Origin of the sequence: Cytophaga aurantiaca DSM 3654, from assembly GCF_000379725.1 — a bacterium.
Lineage (GTDB): Bacteria > Bacteroidota > Bacteroidia > Cytophagales > Cytophagaceae > Cytophaga > Cytophaga aurantiaca.
The window spans coordinates 137,588-160,038 of record NZ_KB903663.1 but is presented as its reverse complement, the minus strand read 5'-3'; the positions used below and the strand labels follow the sequence as shown (position 1 = coordinate 160,038).

Genomic DNA, 22,451 nt, shown 5'->3' with positions numbered 1-22,451 from the left:
AATAAAATGTAATACGAAAGTATTACATTTCTTTTCTCCAAAGGACTCATTTAAGAGAAAATAAACGTAAAGTAATTTTGCTTACACGTATTTTTTCGTATCTTTGCAGTCCCTTTTTAGCGAAGGTGTTAAATAATTAAATTGTATTGTCCGTAAAATATTAGGGTGATGTCCGGTATTATAGGTAAAAAAGTAGGGATGACAAGCGTATACGATTCAGTAGGAAATTATATTTCTTGTACTGTAATTGAAGCTGGTCCTTGCGTTATCACGCAAATCAAGACTGTAGAAACAGATGGTTATAAAGCTGTTCAGTTGGCTTTCGATGATAAAAAAGAAAAGAGCACTACTAAGCCTCTTTTAGGTCACTTTAAAAAAGCAGGTGTTTCTCCAAAAAGAAAACTTGTTGAATTTAAAGGTTTTGAAAACGAAGTATCTCTTGGACAAGCATTAGCTGCTCAAGATATATTCCAAGAAGGTGACTTCGTGGATGTTATTGGAACAGCTAAAGGTAGAGGTTTTCAAGGTGTTGTAAAAAGACATGGTTTTGGTGGTGTGGGTGGTCAAACTCACGGTCAGCATAACAGAGCGCGTCACGCGGGTTCAATTGGTGCATGTTCTTTCCCTGCACGTGTATTTAAAGGTACTCGTATGGCTGGTAGAATGGGTAACAATAGAGTTAAAGTTCAAAACTTACAGGTTTTGAAAGTTTATCCTGAGCACAACTTATTAGTTGTTAGCGGTTCTGTACCTGGTTCTAAAAATTCTTACGTTTTAATTGAGAAGTAATTATGGAACTATCCTTATTAAATATAAAAGGTAAAGATACAGGAAAGAAAGTAGTTCTTTCTGACGATATCTTCGCAGTAGAGCCCAACAATCACGCGATCTACTTGGATGTGAAACAATATCTTGCTCACCAAAGACAAGGTACTCACAAAGCTAAAGAACGTGCTGAAGTTTCTTTCTCTACTAAGAAATTGAAAAAGCAAAAAGGTACAGGCGGTGCGAGAGCAGGTAGCCGTAAATCACCAATATTTGTTGGTGGTGGTACTATCTTCGGTCCAAGACCAAGAACATACGGTTTCAAAGTAAATAAAAAAGTTAAAGATTTAGCACGTAAGTCTGCATTCAGCCACAAGTTGAAAGAAAGCAACGTTACTGTTCTTGAGAACTTCACTTTGAATGCCCCAAAAACTAAAGATTATTTAGCAATACTTAAAGATCTTTCTTTCGATACGAAAAAGACTTTATTAGTACTCGCTGATATCGATAAAAACATAATCCTTTCAAGCAGAAACTTGAAAAAAGCTAAAGTTGTTAGCGTAGACCAAATCAACACGTATGATTTAGTTAATGCTGAGAAAGTAGTTATTTCAGAAGGATCTGTTTCGAAAATTGAAGCATTACTCAACTAATTAGAGTCATGAGTATTTTAAAGAAACCACTTATTACCGAGAAGGTATCTGCACAGAATGAAGGTGGAGTATACGGCTTTGTTGTAGATAAAAATGCAAACAAAGTTGCCATCAAACAAGCAGTTGAAAAAATGTACGGCGTCAATGTTGAAGAAGTAAGAACCATGATCGCTCCAGGCAAAAAGAAAACCCGTTATAGCAAAGGGGCTTTCTTATCCGGAAAGACATCTTCATTCAAAAAGGCAATCGTAAAAGTTAAAGACGGAGAAATCATAGATTTCTACAGTAATCTATAATCATTAAGGTTCCATCATGTCACTGAAAAAATTCAGACCGATTACACCTGGTACAAGATTTAGAGTTAGCGCATCATACGATGATGTAACTACCTCTACTCCTGAAAAATCGCTTGTAGTTTCTATTAAGAAATCAGGTGGTCGTAACAGCCAAGGTAAGATGACTATGCGCTACATAGGCGGTGGTCATAAGCAGCAGTATCGTATTATCGATTTTAAACGCGATAAACACGCTATTCCAGCAGTTGTAAAAACTATTGAATACGATCCAAATCGTACTGCTCGTATCGCTTTATTGTCTTATGCAGACGGTGAAAAAAGATACATTATTGCTCCAGCAGGATTAGCAGTAGGCAATACGCTTCTTTCTGGACCTGGTATTGCACCAGAAGTTGGCAATAGTCTTCCATTATCAGACATTCCTCTAGGTACTGTTGTACACAATATAGAGTTAAAGCCAGGTAAAGGTGCTGCGATGTCTCGTAGTGCAGGTACTTACTGCCAATTAGTAGCTCGTGAAGGTAAATATGCTACATTAAAATTACCTTCCGGTGAAATGAGAATGGTTCTTGTTGTTTGCTATGCAACAATCGGAACAGTTTCAAATGCTGAGCACATGAACCTTACAAAAGGTAAAGCAGGTGCTAACAGATGGGCTGGTAGAAGACCACGAGTAAGAGGTGTTGCTATGAACCCTGTTGATCACCCTATGGGTGGTGGTGAAGGTCGTTCATCAGGTGGTCACCCAAGATCTAGAAAAGGTTTGTATGCTAAAGGTGGAAAAACCAGAAGCTCAAACAAGTATTCTAAGAATATGATTGTAAAAAAGAGAGTTAACAAAAGATTGAGTAAATAATGTCACGTTCGCTCAAAAAAGGCCCCTACATAGATTTCCGTCTTGAAAATAAAGTTCAGGCGTTGAATGATACAGTTAAAAAAACTGTGATTAAAACTTGGTCAAGAAGATCAATGATTTCTCCTGAGTTCGTTGGACATACATTTGCTGTACACAACGGAAATAAATTCATCCCTGTTTTTGTAACAGAAAATATGGTTGGACATAAATTCGGTGAATTTTCACCAACTAGGACTTTCAAAGGTCACGCTGCAAAAGGTAAGAAATAATTAAGTCATTCATTTGACAAAGTATTCCAATGGAAACGACAGTTAAAATAAAAAAATCGGTTCTCAAAAGACAGAAGATAGCAGCAGCTAAAGAAGCAGCAGCTAAAGGAGCTGTTAAGGCACACCTTAACAATGTCCCAACGTCTACTCGTAAAATGAGACTCGTTGCTGACCTAATCAGAGGGCAGCGTGTAACCTTATCATTAGGTATTTTGAAATACCAAGCGAAACAAGGTGCTAGAAAATTAGAAAAATTAGTACTAGGTTCAGTTGCAGATTGGCAAGCTAAGAACTCTGAAGCTAGAGTTGAAGATGCTGATTTATATATTCGTGAAATTTTTGTTGATGGTGGTAGAGTTCTTAAAAGACTTCGCACTGCACCACAAGGAAGAGCGTATAGAGTTCGTAAAAGATCAAATCACATTACTATCGTGATTGATTCTTTAAAAGAATTACCTTCTGCACCTGTTGCAGTAGTTGAAGAAAAAGAAGTTGTTGCTGCTAATGCTAAGAAGCCAAAAGCTGCTGCTAAAAAGGCAACTGGTGAAAAAAGCAAAGCTAAAACTAAAGCGAATTAATTACCATGGGACAAAAAGTTAATCCGATAGGTTTCCGTTTAGGAGTTGTTAAAGGTTGGGAGTCTAACTGGTACGGAGGCAAAACATTTGCTGACAAATTGGTTGAAGATGAACAAATCCGTAAGTATGTACTTGCTCGTATTCCTAAAGGCGGCATCTCTAAAATTATAATCGAAAGAACGATTAAAAGAGTAACCCTTACAATTAATACAGCTAGACCAGGTGTTGTTATTGGTAAAGGTGGTGCTGAAGTTGATAAGATTAAAGAAGAGTTAAAGAAAATTACAGGCAAAGATGTTCAAATTAATATATTTGAAATCAAAAGACCTGAAATGGAAGCTCTTTTAGTTGGTGAATCAATTGCACAACAATTGAAAGCTAGAATTTCTTATCGTCGTGCAATGAAGCAAGCAATTGCTGGCACAATGCGTGTAGGTGCTCTAGGTATTAAAATTAAATTATCTGGTCGTTTAGGTGGTGCTGAAATGGCACGTACTGACCAATATAAAGAAGGACGTATTCCTCTACATACATTGCGTGCTGATATTGACTACGCTGTTAGTGAAGCATTAACTGTATACGGTAAAATCGGTATCAAAGTATGGATCTTTAAAGGTGAAGTATACGGTAAGAGAGATTTGTCTCCAAATGTAGGAAATGTTGCATCTGGTACAGGTTCTTCAAACAACGATAATGCTTCTCCAAACCAAGGCGGCCCAAGAAGAAAAAGAGGCGGCGAAGGTGGCGGCAATAGAAAAAAGTCTAACAAATAGAACAGAGATTCTGTCTGTATATAAAACAAAGTCATGTTACAGCCAAAACGTACAACATATAGAAAGCAGCAAAAGGGAAGAGTAACTGGTGTTGCTACCCGTGGCCATAGAATTGCTTTCGGCTCTTTTGCAATCAAGTCTTTAGAAGGCGGCTGGATTACAGCTCGTCAGATTGAAGCAGCACGTATCGCAATGACACGTGCAATGAAAAGAGAAGGTCAAGTTTGGATCAGAATATTTCCAGACAAACCGATTACTCAGAAGCCTGCAGAGGTTCGTATGGGTAAAGGTAAAGGTGCTCCTGAATATTGGGTTGCTTGTATCAAACCAGGTACAATTTTATTCGAATCAGGCGGAGTATCGATAGAAACGGCACAAGAATCTTTGCGTTTGGCTGCGCAGAAATTGCCTTTCAAAACAAAGTTTATAGTTAAACCGGATTACGTAGCATCATAATATGAAAACTGCTGAAATAAAAGGTTTATCGGTAGAAGATTTAAAGCAGCGTATCGCTGCGGAAAAAGAGAACTTGCACAAGCTAAAATTTGCACATGCGATTTCTCCAATTGAGAACCCGATGAAAATAAGTCATACTCGCAAGCTAATTGCTCAGTTGAGTACTGAACTTACTGCAAAAATTAAATAAGTTAAGGTCGAAAGATTAAATCTACCGAACTATAATGGAAGAAGTTCTAAGAAACGCCAGAAAAGAAAGAACTGGCAAAGTAGTGAGTAATAAGATGAATAAATCTATTACTATAGCTGTTGAACGTAAAGTAAAACACGCTAAGTATGGTAAATTCATTCACAAAACTACAAAATTAATGGCCCATGATGAAAATCAGGAATGCGGAATTGGTGATACAGTGCGCATTATGGAAACAAGACCATTAAGTAAGTTAAAACGTTGGAGACTCGTTGAAGTCATTGAAAAAGCTAAGTAATCATGATACAGCAGGAATCAAGGCTATCCGTAGCAGACAATAGTGGTGCTAAAGAAGTATTAGTAATCCGTGTACTTGGTGGTACAGGTAAAAGATATGCTTCAATTGGTGACAAAATTGTTGTGACTGTAAAGTCAGCAATTTCTTCAAGCAATATGAAGAAAGGTACGGTATCTAAAGCCGTGGTGGTACGCACCAAAAAAGAAATTAAGCGTGCGGATGGTTCATACATCCGTTTCTCTGATAACGCTGCCGTTTTATTAAATAATAATGATGAACCTAAAGGTACTCGTATCTTCGGTCCAGTTGCGCGCGAATTGAGAGACAAGCAATTTATGAAAATCGTTTCATTAGCCCCTGAAGTCCTTTAATTCGTATGGCAAGCAACAAACAAACTAAATTACATGTCCGCACAGGCGATAACGTTATCGTTATCTCTGGTGATGACAAAGGAAAACCTGGAAAGGTTGTTTCTGTTGATAAGGAAAACCTAAAGGCTATTGTTGAAGGTATCAATATTGTTACTAAACACAATAAGCCAACTGCGAATGTACCAAACGGTGGCATCGTTAAAAAGGAAGCTCCTATTCACATCAGTAAATTGATGATCGCTGATCCAAAAACTGGAAAAGCAACAAGAATTGGCCGTAAAGAAGATAAAAACGGCAAGATAGTTAGATACGCTAAAAAGTCAGGGGAGGTAATCAAATAATGGCTAATCCTAGATTAAAAGATAAATATCTTAAAGATATTGTTGGAGAATTGAAAACTAAGTTTCAATATTCTTCAGTTATGCAAGTTCCTAAGATTACAAAAATTGTAATCAATAAAGGTATCGGTGCGGCAGTTGCTGACAAGAAATTAGTTGATGTAGGTGTTGATGAACTTACATTAATTACTGGTCAGAAAGCAGTAGCTACTAAATCTAAGTTAGATGTTTCTAACTTCAAATTGAGAGCTAATATGCCAATTGGTGCTAAAGTTACATTAAGAGGCAACCACATGTATGAGTTTCTTGACCGTTTAACAGCAGTTGCTCTACCACGTGTACGTGACTTCAAAGGTATAAACGATAAAGGTTTTGATGGTCGTGGAAATTACACATTAGGTGTAAAAGAACAAATCATCTTCCCTGAAATCAGCATTGACAAAATCAATAAAATTACTGGTATGGACATCACTATTGTGACTACTGCCAATACTGACGAAGAAAGTTTTGAACTTCTGAAAGCATTCGGTATGCCGTTTGCATCTCTGAAAAAATAATTATATACCATGGCTAAAGAATCGGTAAAAGCTAGAGAAAGAAAAAAGCAAGCAACAGTTGATAAATTTGCTGCAAAAAGAAAAGCTCTAAAAGAAGCAGGTGATTACGTAGGTTTAGATAAACTACCTAAAAATGCATCTCCAGTACGTTTACACAATCGATGTAAATTAACTGGTCGTCCAAGAGGTTATATGAGAAAATTCGGTATCAACCGTGTTACTTTCAGAGAACTTGCAGCAAATGGTAAAATTCCAGGTGTAACTAGAGCAAGCTGGTAATTTATTTCAAAATACTTTATTATTAAAAAATAATATCGTACCTTTGCAGGCCCTTTTAGGGCTTTTAATTTCTTATTCAAAGTTGTTAGAATTGTTAAAAATATGGATCCAATAGCCGATTACCTTACAAAAATCAGAAACGCGATAAAAGCAAAACATCGCGTTGTTGAGATTCCTGCTTCAAATGTGAAGAAGGAAATTACAAAGGTACTTTTTGATAAAGGATATATTCAAAGCTATAAATTTGAAGATAGTGCTGTACAAGGTTCTATCAAAATAGCTTTAAAATATAATGCTCTTACTAAAGAGTCTGCAATCGTTCATTTAGAACGCATTAGCAAACCTGGTTTGAGAAAATATACACACGCTGAAACAATGCCACGTGTATTAAATGGTCTTGGTGTTGCTATCATATCTACCTCTAAAGGTATTATGAGCAATAAAGAAGCTAAAAATTTGAACATAGGCGGAGAAGTTCTTTGCTTTGTATATTAATTAAAATTTCGGACGAATACTATGTCACGTATTGGTAAATTACCTGTAACTCTTCCGGAAAAAGTTGAATTATCTGTTTCAGCAAATAATCTTGTAACAGTAAAAGGCCCTAAAGGTTCTCTTACTCAACAGGTTGATTCAGATATCAAAGTTTCCGTAGAAGATGGAAAGGTTGTAGTTGCAAGACCTACTGAGCAAAAAAGACACAAAGCTTTACATGGCTTGTATCGCTCTTTAATTGGCAACATGGTTGTAGGAGTAAGTCAAGGTTATAAAATCGATCTTGAATTAGTCGGTGTTGGTTACAAAGCTACTGTAACTAATAATGTCTTAGAATTGAGTTTAGGATATTCTCACGGTATATTCTTTAAATTACCTACAGAAATTACTGCTTCTGCAGTAACAGAAAAAGGTAAGAACCCAATTGTTACGTTAGAGTGTATTGATAAGCAATTGATCGGTCAGGTTTCTGCTAAAATCAGATCTCTAAGAAAAATCGAACCTTACAAAGGTAAAGGTGTTCGATTCAAAGGTGAAGTTGTACGAAGAAAAGCTGGTAAAACAGCATCTAAATAATATTAAGATATGGCAACTAAGAAAGATCTTAGAAGGCTCAGAATCAAAAGAGGTATCAGAAATAAAATTTCTGGTACTGCTGAGAAACCTAGATTGTCTGTATTCAGAAGTAATACAGGTATCTATGCTCAATTAATTGATGATATCAGTGGCTTAACGCTTGCGAGCTGTTCTTCTACTGAGTTTAAATCTAGCAAAGGAACAAAATGCGAGATTTCTACATTAGTTGGGAAAACAATAGCAGAAAAAGCAGCAGCCAAAGGCGTTAAAAACATTGTTTTTGATAGAGGTGGCTTTTTGTATCATGGTCGTGTGAAGGCATTGGCTGAAGGTGCAAGAGAAGGTGGTTTAGCATTCTAATTCAATAAAGAAAAGATATTATGTCTCAAGTCAACGTTAAAACGGTAAAAGCAAGCGAAATCGAGCTTAAAGAGCACGTAGTTGCTATTAACCGCGTTGCTAAAGTAGTAAAAGGTGGACGTCGTTTCAGCTTTTCTGCAATAGTTGTAGTAGGAGATGGACACGGTGTTGTTGGTCATGGTTTAGGTAAAGCAAATGAAGTTACAGATGCTATCACTAAAGCAATCGATGACGCTAAAAAGAATCTTATTAAAGTTCCTGTAATTAACGGAACTCTACCACATGAAATGATTGGTAAATACAGTGGCGGATTTGTATTCGTTAAGCCAGCTGCTCCAGGTACTGGGGTTATTGCAGGTGGTGCGATGCGTGCTGTATTTGAAAGTGCTGGTGTAAAGGATGTCTTAGCAAAATCTAAGGGATCTTCAAATCCTCACAACGTAGTAAAAGCAACTATTGATGCGTTAGTTAAAATGAGAGCTCCTCATAAAGTAGCTATGCAGCGTGGTGTTACAATGAGTAAAGTATTTAATGGTTAATTATTTATAATCATGGCAAAAGTAAAAATTACTCAAGTTGTAAGTTCAATTAAAAAAACTGATAAGCAGAAAAAAGTTTTAGCTTCTTTAGGCTTGGGCAAAATCAATGCTACAGTTGAACAAGAGCTTACACCTTCAATAAAAGGAATGATAAATAAAGTTAATCATTTAGTAGTTGTTAGCGAGTAAGTATTATGAAATTACATACATTAAGACCTGCAAAAGGTTCTGTAAAAACATCAAAACGTATAGGTAGAGGTACTGGTTCTGGTAGAGGCGGTACATCAACTAAAGGTCATAAAGGAGCTAAATCAAGATCTGGTTATTCTTCTAAGATTGGTTTTGAAGGTGGTCAAATGCCGTTACAACGTCGTTTGCCTAAGTTTGGATTTAAACCTCTAAACAAAATCGAATTCAAGCCAATTAACTTGGATGAATTACTTGAATTAATCGAAAAAACAGGTGCTTCTGTTGTTGATATAGCTTTAATGAACCAAAATGGTTTAGTTGGAAACAACGATAAAGTTAAAATCTTGGCAAGAGGAGAAGTTAAATCAATTAAGGCAGAAATTATTGCACATGCATTTTCAGCATCAGCTTCTGAAGCTATTGTGAATGCAGGCGGTAAAGTTACTCTTATAGGATAATGAAGCGTTTCATTACTACTTTTAAGAATATATTCTCAATTGACGAGCTTCGTACAAGAATCGTCACAACTATTGCGTTCCTAGTTATGTTCAGACTAGGTTCTTTTGTTGTTTTACCAGGAGTAGATCCTAGTAAAATCAGTGAAGCCGGTAGTTCAGAGGGTATATTAGGTGTTATCAATACCTTTTCAGGTGGCGCGTTTAACAACGTATCTGTATTTGGTTTAGGTATAATGCCGTATATTTCAGCTTCAATTGTCTTACAGTTATTAACTTTCGCAGTTCCTTATTTTCAACGTCTTCAAAAAGACGGAGAATCCGGTAGAAAGAAAATAAATCAGTATACAAGAATTCTGACAATATTCATTACTGTTGCTCAATCAATTGGATATTTGAAAGCAACGTTAAGTGATGGAATGTTTTATGATGGGATGAATAATCCTATGATGGACATCGTTAGAATTGTAACTCTAATCTCAGGAACAATGTTCTGTATGTGGTTAGGAGAACGTATCACTGAAAAAGGTATTGGTAACGGTATCTCTATGTTGATCATGATCGGGATTGTTTCTAGACTTCCTTTTGCTTTAATGGCTGAAGTAGGATCTAAAGGTCTCCCTGGAAGCTTAGCATTGTTATTTGAATTTGGAGCGTTGTTCTTTATTATTTTGTTGGTTGTACTTGTACAACAAGCAACACGAAGAATACCGATTCAGTACACAAGACAAATCGCAGGTGGCAAACAAGTAATTGGTCAACGTCAATATTTGCCATTAAAATTAATTGCAGCTGGTGTAATGCCGATTATATTTGCTCAATCTGTAATGTTCTTACCAGCAATTTTAGGTTCTTCTTTTCCTGAATCTGAGTTTGCAAGTACAATAGGAACAACAATGAGTGATTTTACATCTTGGCAATACAATGTTGTATTTGCAACAATGATTATTCTTTTCACTTATTTCTATACTGCAATTACGGTTAATCCAAATACTATTGCTGAAGATTTAAGAAGAAATGGTGGATTTATACCTAGTGTTAAACCTGGTGTTGCTACTTCAGAATACATTGATGATGTATTAACAAAAATCACATTGCCTGGATCAATATTTCTTGCAGTTTTAGCGATCCTGCCTGCGTTTGCAAGTATGGCTGGAATTGAAAGAGAATTTGCTTACTTCTATGGTGGTACTTCTTTATTGATTATGATTGGTGTTGTTCTTGACACGCTTCAACAAATTGAGAGTTTCTTATTGATGAAGCATTATGATGGAATGATGCAAAGTGGTCGAGTTAAAGGAAGATTAGACACTGCAGTTGTTTAATTTAAAATGGCTGTAATTCATTACAAGTCTAATGAAGAGCTTGATATTATACGTGAGAGCGGAATAATACTTGGAAAGGCTCATGCAGAAATTGCAAAAATCATTAGACCTGGAGTTAAAACAAAAGAATTAGATAAAATTGCTTATCAATTCATAGCTGATAACGGAGGTATCCCTTCCTTTAAAGGTTATAATGGTTTCCCCTCCACACTTTGTATTTCTGTGAATGAAATTGTTGTTCATGGTCTACCAAGTGAATATGAATTAAAAGATGGTGATATTATCTCTGTTGATTGCGGTGTAAAGTACAAAGGATTCCATAGTGATTCCGCTTATACTTACCCTGTAGGCAATGTTAAAGAAGAAGTATTAAAGCTTCTTCGAGTTACAAAAGAGAGTTTATATAAAGGTATTGAACAAGCTGTAGTAGGCAATCGAATTGGTGATATAGGCTTTTCAATACAAACGTTCGTTGAGAAAGAAGGTTATTCAGTGGTTAGAGAATTGGTTGGACATGGTTTAGGTAAAAACCTTCATGAAAAACCTGAAGTTCCTAATTATGGAAACAGAGGCAAAGGGCTAAAACTAGAAGAAAATCTGGTAATTGCTATTGAGCCGATGATTAATTTGGGTAAGAAAAATGTTATTCAGGAAAATGATGGATGGACAATTCGCACTTCAGATAAAATGCCTTCGGCACATTTCGAACATACGGTAGCAGTAAAAAAGGGAAAACCAGAAATTTTGACTACCTTTGAATTCATAGAAAAAATAATTAATATTTAATTCATCGCATGTCGAAACAAGCATCAATTGAACAAGATGGCAAAATATTAGAAGCTTTATCAAACGCAATGTTCCGCGTTGAATTGGGCAACGGCCATCAAGTTATTGCACACATTTCCGGTAAGATGCGAATGAATTATATAAAGATTTTACCAGGAGATAAGGTTAGAATGGAGATGTCTCCATATGATTTGACAAAAGGTAGAATCGTATTCCGTTATAAATAATAAATTTAACTTATAAATCAATAAGACGATGAAAGTAAAAACATCGATCAAAAAAAGAAGTGTAGATTGCAAAGTTGTCAGAAGACACGGCAAACTTCTAGTAATCAATAAGAAGAACCCAAGGTTCAAACAAAGACAAGGTTAATAATAATAGAATAATACTATGGCAAGGATTTCTGGTGTTGATATTCCCGATAACAAAAGAGGTGAAGTTTCTTTGACTTACATCTATGGTATTGGTCGTAACTCAGCTCAAAGTATTTTGACGAAAGCTGGCGTAAGCTGGGATAAGAAAGTAAGTGAGTGGAATGATGAAGAAGCGAATGCAATTCGTGCTATCATCGGTTCTGAACACAAAACTGAAGGTGCTCTTAAGTCTGAAGTGCAATTAAGCATTAAACGTTTGATGGATATCGGCTGTTACAGAGGCCTTCGTCACAGAAAAGGTTTACCTGTACGTGGTCAGCGTACAAAAAATAACTGCCGTACTCGTAAGGGTAAGCGTAAGACAGTTGCGAATAAAAAGAAAGCAACTAAGTAGTAATTACAACTGATATTTAATTCAGAATATGGCTCAACAATCAACAGCCGCGAAAAGAAAAGATAAGGCTAAAAAAAGAATCGTAGTTATCGAACCAACAGGACAGGTTCATATCAGAGCTTCTTTTAACAACATTATCATTTCTGTTACTAACAGTACAGGTCAAGTTATATCTTGGGCTTCTGCTGGTAAAATGGGATTCCGCGGATCTAAAAAGAATACTCCTTACGCTGCTCAGGTTGCAGCGCAAAACTGTGCTCAAGTTGCCTTTGAAGGCGGAATGAGAAAGTGTGAAGTTTTTGTAAAAGGACCAGGCTCAGGTAGAGAGTCTGCAATTCGCACCATCCAAAATGCAGGTATCGAAGTGTTAGTTATCAAAGACGTAACACCTATGCCACATAACGGGTGCAGACCTCCTAAAAAGAGAAGAGTCTAATTATTTTAATTGAACATTAATATTAATTAATAAAAAATGGCACGTTATACTGGCCCTAGAGCTAGAATCTCGAGAAGATTCGGTGAGCCTGTAATGGGAGATAGCAAAGCACTTCAGAAGAAGAACTATGCGCCCGGAATGCACGGTAGAAATAAAAAAAGAAAGCAATCTGAATATTCTATTCAGTTGAAAGAAAAGCAAAAGGCTAAATATACTTATGGTGTATTAGAAAGACAATTTGCTAAAACTTTCGATACAGCAGCAAGAAAACAAGGTATCACTGGTGAAAACCTTTTGAAAATGCTTGAAGCTCGTTTAGATAACACAGTTTACCGTTTAGGTATTGCAACATCTAGAAGAGCTGCTCGTCAACTTGTAATTCACAAACATATTGTAGTGAATGGTGATATCGTAAATATCCCTTCATACCAATTGAAACCAGGTGATCAATTAGGCGTTCGTGAGAAGTCTAAAGCGCTTGAATCAATAACAGACAGTCTTTCTACTCAATCTGCTAAGAAATTTACTTGGTTGGAATGGGATGATTCAAGCATGTTAGGTAAATTTGTAACTTACCCTCAACGTGACGAAATTCCTGAAAATATCCAGGAACAACTGATTGTCGAGTTGTACTCTAAATAATAAATAAACATAATCTAACTATATATTTATGTCTATTCTTTCTTTTCAAATGCCGGAAAAAGTGGTTATGGAAAAAGCAGACGACTTTCATGGTCTGTTTGAATTCAAACCTCTTGAAAAAGGATATGGTGTAACTATCGGTAATGCTTTAAGAAGAATTTTATTATCTTCTCTTGAAGGTTATGCGATCACTGGAATCAAAGTTCCTGGTGTGTTACATGAGTTCTCTACGATTCCTGGCGTAAGGGAAGATGTAACTGAGATTATCTTGAACCTTAAACAAGTTCGTTTCAAAAAGATATCTGACGTGAACGAAAATAAAATCGTTGTTAGTATCAAGAAACAATCTTCTTTCAAGGCTGGAGATATTGCTAAGTTTACTTCTGCTTATCAAATCTTAAACCCTGAATTATTAATCTGCAACGTAGATTCTAATTCTAACTTTGATATCGAGTTAACACTTGAAAAAGGCCGTGGTTATTTGCCTGCAGAAGAAAACAAACCAGCAGAACAAATCTTTGGTTATATTCCGATCGATGCTATTTTTACACCAATCAAAAATGTAAAATACAGTGTTGAGAACACAAGGGTAGAACAAAGAACGGATTACGAAAAACTAATTCTTGAAATATTAACTGACGGATCTATTCATCCTGAAGATGCATTGAAAGGTGCTGCTAATATTTTAATAAAACACTTCATGTTATTCTCAGATCAAACGATGACGTTTGAGGCTGTGAAGGCTGAAGAAGAAGAGACTGTTGATGAAGAATTCTTACACATGAGAAAGCTTTTGAAAACATCTCTAGCTGATCTAGACTTGTCTGTACGTGCTTACAACTGTTTAAAGGCTGCTGATATCAAAACATTAGGAGAGCTTGCTACTCTTGATATTTCTGACATGATGAAGTTCCGCAACTTTGGTAAGAAGTCTCTAAACGAGTTAGAGCAGTTAATTATAGATAAAAACTTATCCTTTGGAATGGATACGGCTAAGTACAAACTTGACGAGGATTAATCGCAATGAGACACGGTAAAAAAGACAATCACCTAGGTAGAACAGTAACTCACAGAAGAGCTCTATTATCAAACATGGCTTCTTCTTTGATTGTTCATAAAAGAATTTCAACTACAGTTGCTAAAGCAAAAGAGCTTAGAAAGTATGTTGAACCTTTGATTACAAAAGCGAAAGCAGATTCTACGCACAGTAGAAGAACGGTTTTCTCTTATCTTCAAAATAAAGATTCAGTTAAAGAATTATTTGACAATGTTGTTGAGAAAATCGCAGCAAGACCAGGTGGTTACACTAGAATCTTAAAAACAGGTGCTCGTATTGGCGATAACGCTGATATGTGTATCATTGAATTAGTTGATTACAACGAAACATACGTTAAAGAAACTGAAGTTAAAGTTGCAAAAAGAACTCGTCGTTCTACTGCTGCTAAGAAAGATGATTCTGAATCAACAGGTACTGAACCACAAGCATAATGCTAACAAAGCAAAAATGTTTAACAATATCTTAAATAAAAAAGGATTTGACTTTTGTTGAATCCTTTTTTATTTTGTTTAAATTCAACCATTCAAATTTATAATGAAACTCCACGAACAAAAAGACGCTTATTTAATGTTGGAAGATGGCACCTGGTATAAAGGCATTGCTGTTGGAAAGATTGGTACAACATCAGGTGAGATTTGTTTTAATACAGGAATGACTGGTTATCAAGAGATTTATACTGACCCATCTTATTACGGTCAAATCATTGTTAACACCACAAGTCATATTGGTAATTATGGCGTTAAAGAAGACGAACAAGAATCTGCAGGAGTTAAATTCAGCGGGTTGGTTTGCAGAAATTTCTCCGAAATGTTTTCCAGAAAAGATGGAGACGGATCATTACAGGAGTATTTTGAAAAGAATAATATTGTAGGCATCAGTGATATTGACACTAGAGAATTAGTGAGACATATTCGCAAGGCCGGAAAAACAATGAATGCTGTAGTCTCTTCTGAGATTCTGGATGTAGAAAAGTTGAAGCAAGAGGTGAAAAATGTACCTTCCATGAAAGGCTTGGAACTTTCCAGTATTGTATCTACAAAAGAAAGTTATTTTTTAGGGAATCCGGATTCAAAATATAAAGTTGCTGTATTAGATCTTGGTGTTAAAACGAATATCTTAAGAAACCTTACAGAAAGAAATTGCTACTTAAAAGTATTCCCTGCGAAGACTACTTATACTGAAATGAAATCCTGGGCTCCAAATGGATATTTTATTTCGAACGGCCCTGGAGATCCAGCAGTAACAAGCTATGCGATTGATACGGTAAAAGAAATATTGTCTGAAAACAAACCTATGTTCGGGATCTGTTTAGGACATCAGATTCTTGCTGAAGCGAACGGAATTCCAACGTATAAAATGCCTAATGGACATAGAGGTTTGAATCATCCGGTAAAAAACTTAATTTCTGGTTTATCTGAAGTTACGTCTCAGAACCATGGTTTTGCTGTGGATGCAAATTCAATTCCAAAGGATAGCAATGTTGAGATCACACACATTAATTTAAATGATAACACAGTAGAAGGTATTCGTCTTAAAGACAAGAATGCATTTTCTGTACAATATCACCCGGAGTCTTCTCCAGGTCCGCATGACTCCAGATACTTATTCGATCAATTTGTATCAAACTTAAACTAGTATATTAAATAAATTTAAAATAAAACGAAGATGAGCTTAATAGAAGAAATCGTTGCACGTCAGATTTTTGACTCAAGAGGAAATCCTACTATCGAAGTAGATGTAATTACGGAAAATGGTTTAATCGGAAGAGCAGCAGTTCCATCTGGTGCATCAACTGGTAAGCATGAAGCAGTAGAGTTGAGAGATAATGACAAATCAATCTACATGGGCAAAAGCGTTTTAAAAGCTGTTGCAAACGTAAATGATATCATTGCTCCGGAATTGATCGGTTCTCATGTATTTGAGCAAAACCTGATCGATCGTTTAATGATTGATTTAGATGGTACTCCAAACAAAGGTAAATTAGGTGCTAACGCAATCTTAGGTGTTTCTTTAGCATTAGCTAAAGCAGCAGCTCAGGAAGCTGGCTTGCCTTTATATAGATATGTGGGTGGTGTTAGTGCTAACACATTGCCTGTACCAATGATGAACATCATCAACGGTGGTTCTCATGCAGATAACTCAATCGATTTCCAGGAGTTTATGATTATGCCCACAGGTGCAAAATCATTCACTGAGGCTATGCGTATGGGTTCTGAGATCTTCCATAATCTTGCAAAAGTATTGAAATCAAAAGGCATGTCTACAAACGTAGGTGATGAAGGTGGTTTCGCTCCAAACATTGCATCTAACGAAGAAGCTTTAATTACTGTTATTCAAGCGATCGAAGCAGCAGGCTACAGACCAGGTGAAGACGTGATGATTGCATTTGATGCAGCAGCTTCTGAATTCTATGATTCTGAAACTAAATTATACCATTTCAAAAAATCAACTGGAGATAAATTAACTTCTTCTCAAATGGCTGCTTTCTGGGCTGATTTAGTTAAGCGTTATCCAATCGTATCTATCGAAGATGGTATGGATGAAGATGACTGGTCTGGTTGGGCTGAATTGACTAAACTAGTTGGCGATAAAGTACAATTAGTAGGTGATGATTTGTTTGTAACAAACGTTAATCGTTTACAACAAGGAATCGACCAAGGAATCGCTAACTCGATCTTGGTTAAAGTAAACCAAATCGGCTCGTTAACTGAAACCATCTCTGCTGTTAATTTGGCTAAGAGAAATTCATATACATCAATCATGTCTCACCGTTCAGGTGAAACAGAAGACAATACAATTGCTGACTTAGCTGTTGCATTAAATTGCGGTCAAATCAAAACTGGATCTTGTTCTCGTTCTGATCGTATGGCTAAATACAACCAATTGTTACGTATTGAAGAAGAATTGGGTGAAGCTGCATACTTCCCTGGTAAGAATATGCGTAAGTAATATAACTAAATGTCCCGCACTATTAGCGGGACATTTTTTTTTGTAAATTGCGTTATGAAAATATTCGAATGGACAAAAACGCTACCTCCTTTCTTTAGGAATTTTTTCTTCCTATTCGCCGTCGTATTTATTATTTGGATGATTTTTTTTGATTCAAATGATATCATAAGCCAGTATAAAATGAGAAGTCAACTCAGTGATCTTGAAAGTGAACGTGAGTATTATGAACAAAAAATTATAGAAGTTAAAGCTGAAGAAGAAGCTTTGATGAAAGATAAAGTAAAGCTTGAAAAATTTGCCAGAGAGCATTACTTAATGAAAAAACCTACAGAAGACATCTACATTCTTGTAGAAGAATAAAATTAATACACCTTCCAATACTTGTGCTTGTTTTAGCTAAGCAGAAATGCATTCATGAATAAATATACTCGATATACTACAATACTCTGGACGCTCTTCATTGGCGGGCTATACACCTTATTCCTTTGGTCTATATTAATACGCGTGAACTACCTTGGCGCATTTGGCCAGATGCCCGATTTGGTTAAATTGGAAAATCCTAAAAATGAATTGGCATCTGAAGTATATTCTTCAGATGGTGTATTATTAGGCAAGTATTTTAGAGAAAATCGCAGTCCTGTAACCTATTCAGAAATTTCTCCGAATGTAATAAATGCACTTATTACAACAGAAGATATTCGTTTCAGAGAGCATGCAGGCATTGACTTGAAAGGTGTTTTTGGAATCTTTTACTATATGGCAAAAGGTGACAAACGTGGCTCCAGTACAATCACACAGCAGCTTGCAAAAAATTTATTTAAGACACGTGGCATTAAAGAAAAAGGGGTGTTGGGCTATATTCCCGGTTTTAATATTTTTATTGCAAAAGTAAAAGAGTGGGAGTTAGCAATCACTCTTGAAAGCATGTATACCAAAAACGAGATTTTAGCTTTGTATCTGAACACAGTAGATTTTGGAAGTAATTCATTTGGAATTAAAGTAGCTGCAAAAACATTTTTCCGGAAAGGTCAGGATAGTTTAAGTATCTCGCAAGCCGCTATGCTGGTAGGTTTGCTTAAGGCACCCACAAGTTACAGTCCGATCTTAAATCCTGAAAATTGTTTTAATAGAAGGAATACGGTTTTGGAATTGATGTTTGAAAATAAATTCATCACACATCTTCAATTCAATACATTAAAAATGCAGCCTATTAAACTGAACTATGAAGTTGAAAAACATTCGGATGGTTCAGCAACCTATTTTAGAACAATGGTTAGTAAATATCTGCAGGAATGGTGTAAGAAGAATGACAAAGATCTATACGGCGACGGTCTAAAAATTTATACGACGATCGATTCCCGTATGCAGGTGCATGCTGAAGAATCTGTTTCCGAACACATGAAAGTGTTGCAGCGTAGGTTTAATAAGCATTGGGAAGGGGAGAAACCTTGGCGTTATCAGAATAAAACGGAAATTCCGAATTTCATAGAAGATGTTGCAAAGGATACCGATCGTTATAAAGCATTAGAAAAGAAATACGGTAAGAATAATGATTCTATAATGATTGTGTTCAAGACCCCTGTAAAGATGTCTGTATTCAGCTGGGAAGGAGATATTGATACATTAATGAGTCCGTATGATTCGATTGCTTATTACAAGCACTTTTTACATACAGGATTTATGACTATGGATCCATACAGCGGTTATATTAAGACGTGGGTTGGAGGTATTAATTATAAGCATTTTCAATACGACCATGTAAAGCAAAGTAAGCGTCAACCTGGCTCTTCATTTAAACCTTTTGTATATGCGACTGCAATTTCAAAAGGTATCTCCCCATGCACCTTAATACCTGATTTGCCAATTACGTTTGAATACGAAGAGGATGGCAAACACATTGTTTGGACACCACGCAATGCTGACTGGGTGTATTCCGGCGATTCGTTGAACCTGCGTAGAGGTATGGCTCGTTCGATCAATACCATTGCAGCTCGACTAACTAAAATGGTAGGAGTAAATGCAGTTATTGAGATGGCGCATAAGTTGGGTATTGAAAGTGAACTTCGACCTGTTCCTTCTATATGTCTTGGTTCGAGCGATGTGAACGTATTTGAAATGGTAGGTGCTTACAGTACCTTCTTAAATAAAGGCGTGTGGACTGAACCAACTTTCATTGAACGTATTGAAGACAATAGTGGCAATGTTATTTTTGAGGCGGCACCTGAACGTAAAGATGCATTAAGCGAAGAAGCGGCTGCAGTGATGGTATACATGTTAAAAGGTGGAACAGAAGAAGGTGGGGGTACATCTCAGGCATTGTTTCAATATGATATTTTCAGAGGAAATGAAATGGGTGGAAAAACCGGTACCTCATCAAATTATTCTGATGGCTGGTATATGGGAGTATCTACGCATTTGGTAGGTGGCGTATGGGTAGGCGGAGAAGATCGTAGTATACACTTTAGGACATCTGCAACCGGCGAAGGATCCAAGACGGCATTACCGATCTTTGGATTGTTTATGGAGAAAGTATATGCAGATACTTCTTTAGATATTCGTATGGGACGCTTTAAAATGCCTTCACGTATGAGTATCAATATTAATTGTCCGCGTAGACCTGATCGTGTAGTAGTTGATAGCTTAGCACTCACTGAAGAAGCTGTCGAGGAAGATCAGTTGCCGGATGCAGAAATTGTAGAATAATATTTACTGTTTTATTATCCGTATTTAAGAAATTTATAATTCATCAGACTACATAAAATAGTCTGATGAATTTTTTTAATCAGACATACACATGGAATCAACAGCAATCATTAACATAAAACCATTAGGCTTTCCCTGGGAAACATTGGATCCGTTTATTTTTTGTGTACATCATCGCGATGAGTTTCCGATCGGAAATGAAAAGATGGGACCTGCTGTTTCATTAGCAGGGAGAAATATCGGACAGGATTTTTCAGGCAAAGACAAATGGAATATGTATCACGGACAAACCATGCCCGGCTTTCCATATCATCCGCACAGAGGCTTTGAGACTGTTACGGTTGTTAAAGAAGGTGTGGTTGATCATACAGATTCGTTGGGAGCTGCAGGTCGTTTTAGTACTGGTGATGTACAATGGATGACTGCAGGTAAAGGTGTATTACATTCTGAAATATTTCCGTTGCTACATACAGATAAACCAAATCCGATGGAGTTGTTTCAGATCTGGTTGAATTTACCAAAGAGAAGTAAGTTTGTGCAGCCGCATTTTAAAATGCTTTGGAACGAAAACATTCCGGTATTAACAGAAACGGATACGAATGGACGAGCGGTTGAAGTAAATGTTATTGCTGGATATTTGAAAGGTAAGCATGCACCTAAGCCAACTCCTGATTCATGGGCTGCAGAAGCAAATAATCATGTTTCAATTCTTACCATAAAATTGAATGCGGACGCAACGTGGACATTACCTAAAACAGAAGCCGGCGTAAACAGAATGTTGTATTTTTATAAAGGTGGTGCAATAAAAATTGCTGCAACGGATATTTCTGTTTATCATTCTGTGCAGTTGAAATCAGATGTGGATGTAACACTTGAAGCAGGAAATGAACCATGTTATTTATTATTGCTGCAAGGTAAACCAATGAATGAGCCGGTTGTACAATACGGTCCGTTTGTTATGAATACAGAAGAAGAAATCAGAGAAGCATTTGCTGAATATCAGAAAACACAATTCGGTGGTTGGCCCTGGCCAAATCATGAGCAGGCACATGCGCGTGACAGAGGGCGCTTTGCGCTGCATGCGGATGGGCGAGAAGAGAAAATGTAAGTATCAAAATAATTAATCTATTTTTAATACATACTATCTTATTTATTTCTTCGTTCAAAGGATATTATATTTTCATTATTAAATTATTTGTTATGAATTTTAGATCTGCATTAACAACCATTTTTATTGGGTTGCTTTTTATTTCTTCAAACGCACAATCCATAAATAAAACGGTTATTGGCAATACGGATTTTGCTTTCGAACTTTTTAAACAAGCGTTTAAGAAAGATACGAGTATCTGCATTTCTCCATATAGTATTTCATTTGCACTATCGATGGCTTATGCCGGTGCACGCAATGAAACAAAGGTGCAAATGCAAAATATACTTCATTTCGAGGGAGATCAAGAAAAATCAAATGAGGCATTTGCTGAAATTCAACGTCGATTAAATTTATTTAAAGGAGACACTTCTATCCGTCTTGCAATGGCAAATGCAATTTGGAAAAGGGATGAAGAAAAAGTACATCAGCAATATATTGATCTGCTTTATAAATATTATAACGCATCCGTTTATCCAATAACGAATGCCGCGGCTGTAAATGAATGGGTCAAGGCTAAAACCAAAAATAAGATTGACAATATTATTACAGATCCAGCATTGGCTCAAACTCAAGTATTATTAACGAATGCCATTTATTTTAAAGGAAATTGGCTTTATGAATTTGATGAGAAAAACACTAGAAAGGATACTTTTTCAGTCAATAGAAATAAGAAAAATATTGTAGATATGATGTATCAAAAACATAATTTTAATTATTATCATGATGATTACAGTCAGGTTTTAGAGATGCCTTACAAGGGCAATGAACTTTCAATAATAATTGTGTTGCCTAAGGAAAAATATACTCTTGCTGACATAATTGAAAATATGAGTGCCCAAACATTTGGAGATTATAGATTTGGGTTAGCGGAGCAAAAGGTAAATGTTTATTTGCCGAAATTTACATTCGCGGCCGATTTTGAATTGTCGAATGAATTAAAGCAAATGGGCTTAACAGATCCCTTTACTTACGGCGCTGATTTTTCCGGAGTAGCACCCAAAGGTTTGTTTATTTCAAAAGTGGTACATAAAACGTTTATTGCGGTGAATGAAAAGGGGAGTGAAGCTGCAGCTGTTACGAGCGTAAGTATGATTAGAAGTGTTGAAGCCAAGCCAATTGAATTTAATGCCAACAAACCATTTTTATTTTTGATTGTAGACAAGCAAACCGAAACGATTTTGTTTATGGGAAGTGTTGTTAATCCAACAGAAGTGAATGGCAAAGATGTTAAAGTATATACTGGTCCACGAACGAACAATGGTGGTATGCCTCCAAATGTTGGTTATTAGAATAGTTCTTTATTCGTCTTTGTCTTGCAGGTAGATGGAAGAGAAGAAAAAAT

At 36.3% G+C, this 22,451-nt stretch carries 35 protein-coding genes; all 35 read left to right on the top strand.

Annotation, left to right across the window (positions count from 1 at the left end; genetic code table 11):
• The first annotated feature begins 168 nt into the window (after window positions 1-168).
• The 35 genes from rplC (at window position 169) to A3EE_RS20870 (ending at window position 22,398) form a co-directional block, all read left to right on the top strand.
• Window positions 169-789: a 50S ribosomal protein L3 gene (rplC, locus tag A3EE_RS0116540; protein WP_018344561.1), complete on the top strand. Its 621-nt coding sequence runs from the start codon at window positions 169-171 to the stop codon at window positions 787-789.
• 2 nt (window positions 790-791) lie between these two features.
• Window positions 792-1,418 carry a 50S ribosomal protein L4 gene (gene rplD / locus A3EE_RS0116535; protein WP_018344560.1) on the top strand — a complete coding sequence of 209 codons (627 nt, stop codon included), beginning with the start codon at window positions 792-794 and terminating at the stop codon, window positions 1,416-1,418.
• An 8-nt stretch (window positions 1,419-1,426) separates the two neighbouring features.
• The gene (gene rplW, locus A3EE_RS0116530) at window positions 1,427-1,714 is read left to right on the top strand and encodes a 50S ribosomal protein L23 (protein WP_018344559.1); all 288 of its coding nucleotides are present in this window, start codon (window positions 1,427-1,429) and stop codon (window positions 1,712-1,714) included.
• Between the two features lie 16 nt (window positions 1,715-1,730).
• On the top strand, window positions 1,731-2,570 hold the full coding sequence (gene rplB, locus A3EE_RS0116525; RefSeq protein ID WP_018344558.1) for a 50S ribosomal protein L2: 840 nt from the start codon (window positions 1,731-1,733) through the stop codon (window positions 2,568-2,570).
• Window positions 2,570-2,839, top strand: a complete 270-nt coding sequence (rpsS, locus tag A3EE_RS0116520) for a 30S ribosomal protein S19 (RefSeq protein ID WP_018344557.1) — start codon at window positions 2,570-2,572, stop codon at window positions 2,837-2,839. The genes rplB and rpsS overlap by 1 nt, the downstream gene beginning before the upstream one ends.
• Window positions 2,840-2,868: 29 nt before the next feature.
• Window positions 2,869-3,417 carry a 50S ribosomal protein L22 gene (rplV, locus tag A3EE_RS0116515; protein WP_018344556.1) on the top strand — a complete coding sequence of 183 codons (549 nt, stop codon included), beginning with the start codon at window positions 2,869-2,871 and terminating at the stop codon, window positions 3,415-3,417.
• A gap of 5 nt (window positions 3,418-3,422) precedes the next feature.
• Window positions 3,423-4,190: a 30S ribosomal protein S3 gene (rpsC, locus tag A3EE_RS0116510; protein ID WP_018344555.1), complete on the top strand. Its 768-nt coding sequence runs from the start codon at window positions 3,423-3,425 to the stop codon at window positions 4,188-4,190.
• A gap of 33 nt (window positions 4,191-4,223) precedes the next feature.
• Entirely contained in the window at window positions 4,224-4,646 is a 423-nt protein-coding gene (gene rplP / locus A3EE_RS0116505) for a 50S ribosomal protein L16 (RefSeq protein WP_018344554.1), read from the top strand.
• Window position 4,647: 1 nt separating this feature from the next.
• Window positions 4,648-4,836 (top strand): 50S ribosomal protein L29, encoded by a 189-nt coding sequence (gene rpmC, locus A3EE_RS0116500; protein WP_018344553.1) that lies wholly within the window; start codon window positions 4,648-4,650, stop codon window positions 4,834-4,836.
• Between the two features lie 34 nt (window positions 4,837-4,870).
• Entirely contained in the window at window positions 4,871-5,134 is a 264-nt protein-coding gene (rpsQ, locus tag A3EE_RS0116495; RefSeq protein WP_018344552.1) for a 30S ribosomal protein S17, read from the top strand.
• A gap of 2 nt (window positions 5,135-5,136) precedes the next feature.
• A complete protein-coding gene (gene rplN, locus A3EE_RS0116490; RefSeq protein ID WP_018344551.1) occupies window positions 5,137-5,505 on the top strand; it encodes a 50S ribosomal protein L14 in 369 nt (122 codons plus the stop codon).
• Between the two features lie 5 nt (window positions 5,506-5,510).
• Window positions 5,511-5,846 (top strand): 50S ribosomal protein L24, encoded by a 336-nt coding sequence (rplX, locus tag A3EE_RS0116485; protein WP_018344550.1) that lies wholly within the window; start codon window positions 5,511-5,513, stop codon window positions 5,844-5,846.
• On the top strand, window positions 5,846-6,400 hold the full coding sequence (gene rplE / locus A3EE_RS0116480; protein WP_018344549.1) for a 50S ribosomal protein L5: 555 nt from the start codon (window positions 5,846-5,848) through the stop codon (window positions 6,398-6,400). Before rplX ends, rplE begins: the two co-directional genes overlap by 1 nt.
• A 9-nt stretch (window positions 6,401-6,409) precedes the next feature.
• Window positions 6,410-6,679: a 30S ribosomal protein S14 gene (rpsN, locus tag A3EE_RS0116475; RefSeq protein ID WP_018344548.1), complete on the top strand. Its 270-nt coding sequence runs from the start codon at window positions 6,410-6,412 to the stop codon at window positions 6,677-6,679.
• 102 nt (window positions 6,680-6,781) lie between these two features.
• Window positions 6,782-7,174 (top strand): 30S ribosomal protein S8, encoded by a 393-nt coding sequence (rpsH, locus tag A3EE_RS0116470; protein WP_018344547.1) that lies wholly within the window; start codon window positions 6,782-6,784, stop codon window positions 7,172-7,174.
• Window positions 7,175-7,195: 21 nt separating this feature from the next.
• Entirely contained in the window at window positions 7,196-7,750 is a 555-nt protein-coding gene (rplF, locus tag A3EE_RS0116465) for a 50S ribosomal protein L6 (protein WP_018344546.1), read from the top strand.
• A 9-nt stretch (window positions 7,751-7,759) separates the two neighbouring features.
• Complete coding sequence (rplR, locus tag A3EE_RS0116460; protein ID WP_018344545.1) at window positions 7,760-8,110, top strand: 50S ribosomal protein L18; 351 nt, start codon at window positions 7,760-7,762, stop codon at window positions 8,108-8,110.
• Window positions 8,111-8,130: 20 nt separating this feature from the next.
• Window positions 8,131-8,649 carry a 30S ribosomal protein S5 gene (gene rpsE / locus A3EE_RS0116455; protein WP_018344544.1) on the top strand — a complete coding sequence of 173 codons (519 nt, stop codon included), beginning with the start codon at window positions 8,131-8,133 and terminating at the stop codon, window positions 8,647-8,649.
• 12 nt (window positions 8,650-8,661) lie between these two features.
• Window positions 8,662-8,838 carry a 50S ribosomal protein L30 gene (rpmD, locus tag A3EE_RS0116450; protein WP_018344543.1) on the top strand — a complete coding sequence of 59 codons (177 nt, stop codon included), beginning with the start codon at window positions 8,662-8,664 and terminating at the stop codon, window positions 8,836-8,838.
• A 5-nt stretch (window positions 8,839-8,843) separates the two neighbouring features.
• Window positions 8,844-9,296 (top strand): 50S ribosomal protein L15, encoded by a 453-nt coding sequence (rplO, locus tag A3EE_RS0116445; protein WP_018344542.1) that lies wholly within the window; start codon window positions 8,844-8,846, stop codon window positions 9,294-9,296.
• Window positions 9,296-10,618 (top strand): preprotein translocase subunit SecY, encoded by a 1,323-nt coding sequence (secY, locus tag A3EE_RS0116440; RefSeq protein WP_026209833.1) that lies wholly within the window; start codon window positions 9,296-9,298, stop codon window positions 10,616-10,618. Before rplO ends, secY begins: the two co-directional genes overlap by 1 nt.
• A gap of 6 nt (window positions 10,619-10,624) precedes the next feature.
• A complete protein-coding gene (gene map / locus A3EE_RS0116435) occupies window positions 10,625-11,404 on the top strand; it encodes a type I methionyl aminopeptidase (RefSeq protein ID WP_018344540.1) in 780 nt (259 codons plus the stop codon).
• Window positions 11,405-11,412: 8 nt separating this feature from the next.
• Window positions 11,413-11,631, top strand: coding sequence for a translation initiation factor IF-1 (gene infA, locus A3EE_RS0116430; protein WP_018344539.1), 219 nt, complete (start codon window positions 11,413-11,415; stop codon window positions 11,629-11,631).
• A 28-nt stretch (window positions 11,632-11,659) separates the two neighbouring features.
• A complete protein-coding gene (gene rpmJ / locus A3EE_RS21685; RefSeq protein WP_072356053.1) occupies window positions 11,660-11,776 on the top strand; it encodes a 50S ribosomal protein L36 in 117 nt (38 codons plus the stop codon).
• Between the two features lie 18 nt (window positions 11,777-11,794).
• Window positions 11,795-12,172 carry a 30S ribosomal protein S13 gene (gene rpsM, locus A3EE_RS0116425; protein WP_018344538.1) on the top strand — a complete coding sequence of 126 codons (378 nt, stop codon included), beginning with the start codon at window positions 11,795-11,797 and terminating at the stop codon, window positions 12,170-12,172.
• Window positions 12,173-12,200: 28 nt separating this feature from the next.
• Window positions 12,201-12,608 (top strand): 30S ribosomal protein S11, encoded by a 408-nt coding sequence (gene rpsK, locus A3EE_RS0116420; protein ID WP_018344537.1) that lies wholly within the window; start codon window positions 12,201-12,203, stop codon window positions 12,606-12,608.
• Between the two features lie 36 nt (window positions 12,609-12,644).
• Complete coding sequence (gene rpsD, locus A3EE_RS0116415) at window positions 12,645-13,250, top strand: 30S ribosomal protein S4 (RefSeq protein ID WP_018344536.1); 606 nt, start codon at window positions 12,645-12,647, stop codon at window positions 13,248-13,250.
• 28 nt (window positions 13,251-13,278) lie between these two features.
• The gene (locus A3EE_RS0116410) at window positions 13,279-14,268 is read left to right on the top strand and encodes a DNA-directed RNA polymerase subunit alpha (RefSeq protein ID WP_026209832.1); all 990 of its coding nucleotides are present in this window, start codon (window positions 13,279-13,281) and stop codon (window positions 14,266-14,268) included.
• A 5-nt stretch (window positions 14,269-14,273) separates the two neighbouring features.
• Window positions 14,274-14,738, top strand: coding sequence for a 50S ribosomal protein L17 (gene rplQ, locus A3EE_RS0116405; RefSeq protein ID WP_026209831.1), 465 nt, complete (start codon window positions 14,274-14,276; stop codon window positions 14,736-14,738).
• A gap of 103 nt (window positions 14,739-14,841) precedes the next feature.
• The gene (gene carA, locus A3EE_RS0116400) at window positions 14,842-15,942 is read left to right on the top strand and encodes a glutamine-hydrolyzing carbamoyl-phosphate synthase small subunit (RefSeq protein WP_018344533.1); all 1,101 of its coding nucleotides are present in this window, start codon (window positions 14,842-14,844) and stop codon (window positions 15,940-15,942) included.
• Between the two features lie 30 nt (window positions 15,943-15,972).
• Window positions 15,973-17,256 (top strand): phosphopyruvate hydratase, encoded by a 1,284-nt coding sequence (gene eno / locus A3EE_RS0116395; protein ID WP_018344532.1) that lies wholly within the window; start codon window positions 15,973-15,975, stop codon window positions 17,254-17,256.
• 9 nt (window positions 17,257-17,265) lie between these two features.
• Entirely contained in the window at window positions 17,266-17,616 is a 351-nt protein-coding gene (locus A3EE_RS0116390) for an FtsB family cell division protein (protein WP_342662006.1), read from the top strand.
• Between the two features lie 54 nt (window positions 17,617-17,670).
• Window positions 17,671-19,959, top strand: coding sequence for a penicillin-binding protein 1A (locus tag A3EE_RS0116385; protein WP_026209830.1), 2,289 nt, complete (start codon window positions 17,671-17,673; stop codon window positions 19,957-19,959).
• 91 nt (window positions 19,960-20,050) lie between these two features.
• On the top strand, window positions 20,051-21,067 hold the full coding sequence (locus tag A3EE_RS0116380; protein WP_018344529.1) for a pirin family protein: 1,017 nt from the start codon (window positions 20,051-20,053) through the stop codon (window positions 21,065-21,067).
• 131 nt (window positions 21,068-21,198) lie between these two features.
• Window positions 21,199-22,398 (top strand): serpin family protein, encoded by a 1,200-nt coding sequence (locus tag A3EE_RS20870; protein WP_157447073.1) that lies wholly within the window; start codon window positions 21,199-21,201, stop codon window positions 22,396-22,398.
• The last annotated feature ends 53 nt before the right edge of the window (window positions 22,399-22,451 follow it).

Bases quoted from the DNA above. Each gene is read 5' to 3' on its own strand.
- map (WP_018344540.1), top strand. From the start codon at position 10,625: ATGGCTGTAATTCATTACAAGTCTAATGAAGAGCTTGATATTATACGT.
- rplP (WP_018344554.1), top strand. From the start codon at position 4,224: ATGTTACAGCCAAAACGTACAACATATAGAAAGCAGCAAAAGGGAAGA.
- rplQ (WP_026209831.1), top strand. From the start codon at position 14,274: ATGAGACACGGTAAAAAAGACAATCACCTAGGTAGAACAGTAACTCAC.
- carA (WP_018344533.1), top strand. From the start codon at position 14,842: ATGAAACTCCACGAACAAAAAGACGCTTATTTAATGTTGGAAGATGGC.
- A3EE_RS0116410 (WP_026209832.1), top strand. From the start codon at position 13,279: ATGTCTATTCTTTCTTTTCAAATGCCGGAAAAAGTGGTTATGGAAAAA.
- A3EE_RS0116390 (WP_342662006.1), top strand. From the start codon at position 17,266: ATGTCCCGCACTATTAGCGGGACATTTTTTTTTGTAAATTGCGTTATG.
- rplV (WP_018344556.1), top strand. From the start codon at position 2,869: ATGGAAACGACAGTTAAAATAAAAAAATCGGTTCTCAAAAGACAGAAG.
- rpsC (WP_018344555.1), top strand. From the start codon at position 3,423: ATGGGACAAAAAGTTAATCCGATAGGTTTCCGTTTAGGAGTTGTTAAA.
- rplR (WP_018344545.1), top strand. From the start codon at position 7,760: ATGGCAACTAAGAAAGATCTTAGAAGGCTCAGAATCAAAAGAGGTATC.
- eno (WP_018344532.1), top strand. From the start codon at position 15,973: ATGAGCTTAATAGAAGAAATCGTTGCACGTCAGATTTTTGACTCAAGA.
- rplW (WP_018344559.1), top strand. From the start codon at position 1,427: ATGAGTATTTTAAAGAAACCACTTATTACCGAGAAGGTATCTGCACAG.
- rpsK (WP_018344537.1), top strand. From the start codon at position 12,201: ATGGCTCAACAATCAACAGCCGCGAAAAGAAAAGATAAGGCTAAAAAA.
- rpsM (WP_018344538.1), top strand. From the start codon at position 11,795: ATGGCAAGGATTTCTGGTGTTGATATTCCCGATAACAAAAGAGGTGAA.
- rpsS (WP_018344557.1), top strand. From the start codon at position 2,570: ATGTCACGTTCGCTCAAAAAAGGCCCCTACATAGATTTCCGTCTTGAA.
- A3EE_RS0116380 (WP_018344529.1), top strand. From the start codon at position 20,051: ATGGAATCAACAGCAATCATTAACATAAAACCATTAGGCTTTCCCTGG.
- rplF (WP_018344546.1), top strand. From the start codon at position 7,196: ATGTCACGTATTGGTAAATTACCTGTAACTCTTCCGGAAAAAGTTGAA.
- rpsQ (WP_018344552.1), top strand. From the start codon at position 4,871: ATGGAAGAAGTTCTAAGAAACGCCAGAAAAGAAAGAACTGGCAAAGTA.
- rpsH (WP_018344547.1), top strand. From the start codon at position 6,782: ATGGATCCAATAGCCGATTACCTTACAAAAATCAGAAACGCGATAAAA.
- rplD (WP_018344560.1), top strand. From the start codon at position 792: ATGGAACTATCCTTATTAAATATAAAAGGTAAAGATACAGGAAAGAAA.
- rplE (WP_018344549.1), top strand. From the start codon at position 5,846: ATGGCTAATCCTAGATTAAAAGATAAATATCTTAAAGATATTGTTGGA.
- rpsN (WP_018344548.1), top strand. From the start codon at position 6,410: ATGGCTAAAGAATCGGTAAAAGCTAGAGAAAGAAAAAAGCAAGCAACA.
- A3EE_RS0116385 (WP_026209830.1), top strand. From the start codon at position 17,671: ATGAATAAATATACTCGATATACTACAATACTCTGGACGCTCTTCATT.
- rpsD (WP_018344536.1), top strand. From the start codon at position 12,645: ATGGCACGTTATACTGGCCCTAGAGCTAGAATCTCGAGAAGATTCGGT.
- rplX (WP_018344550.1), top strand. From the start codon at position 5,511: ATGGCAAGCAACAAACAAACTAAATTACATGTCCGCACAGGCGATAAC.
- rplO (WP_018344542.1), top strand. From the start codon at position 8,844: ATGAAATTACATACATTAAGACCTGCAAAAGGTTCTGTAAAAACATCA.
- rplB (WP_018344558.1), top strand. From the start codon at position 1,731: ATGTCACTGAAAAAATTCAGACCGATTACACCTGGTACAAGATTTAGA.
- rpmJ (WP_072356053.1), top strand. From the start codon at position 11,660: ATGAAAGTAAAAACATCGATCAAAAAAAGAAGTGTAGATTGCAAAGTT.
- secY (WP_026209833.1), top strand. From the start codon at position 9,296: ATGAAGCGTTTCATTACTACTTTTAAGAATATATTCTCAATTGACGAG.
- rpsE (WP_018344544.1), top strand. From the start codon at position 8,131: ATGTCTCAAGTCAACGTTAAAACGGTAAAAGCAAGCGAAATCGAGCTT.
- rplC (WP_018344561.1), top strand. From the start codon at position 169: ATGTCCGGTATTATAGGTAAAAAAGTAGGGATGACAAGCGTATACGAT.
- rpmC (WP_018344553.1), top strand. From the start codon at position 4,648: ATGAAAACTGCTGAAATAAAAGGTTTATCGGTAGAAGATTTAAAGCAG.
- infA (WP_018344539.1), top strand. From the start codon at position 11,413: ATGTCGAAACAAGCATCAATTGAACAAGATGGCAAAATATTAGAAGCT.
- rpmD (WP_018344543.1), top strand. From the start codon at position 8,662: ATGGCAAAAGTAAAAATTACTCAAGTTGTAAGTTCAATTAAAAAAACT.
- rplN (WP_018344551.1), top strand. From the start codon at position 5,137: ATGATACAGCAGGAATCAAGGCTATCCGTAGCAGACAATAGTGGTGCT.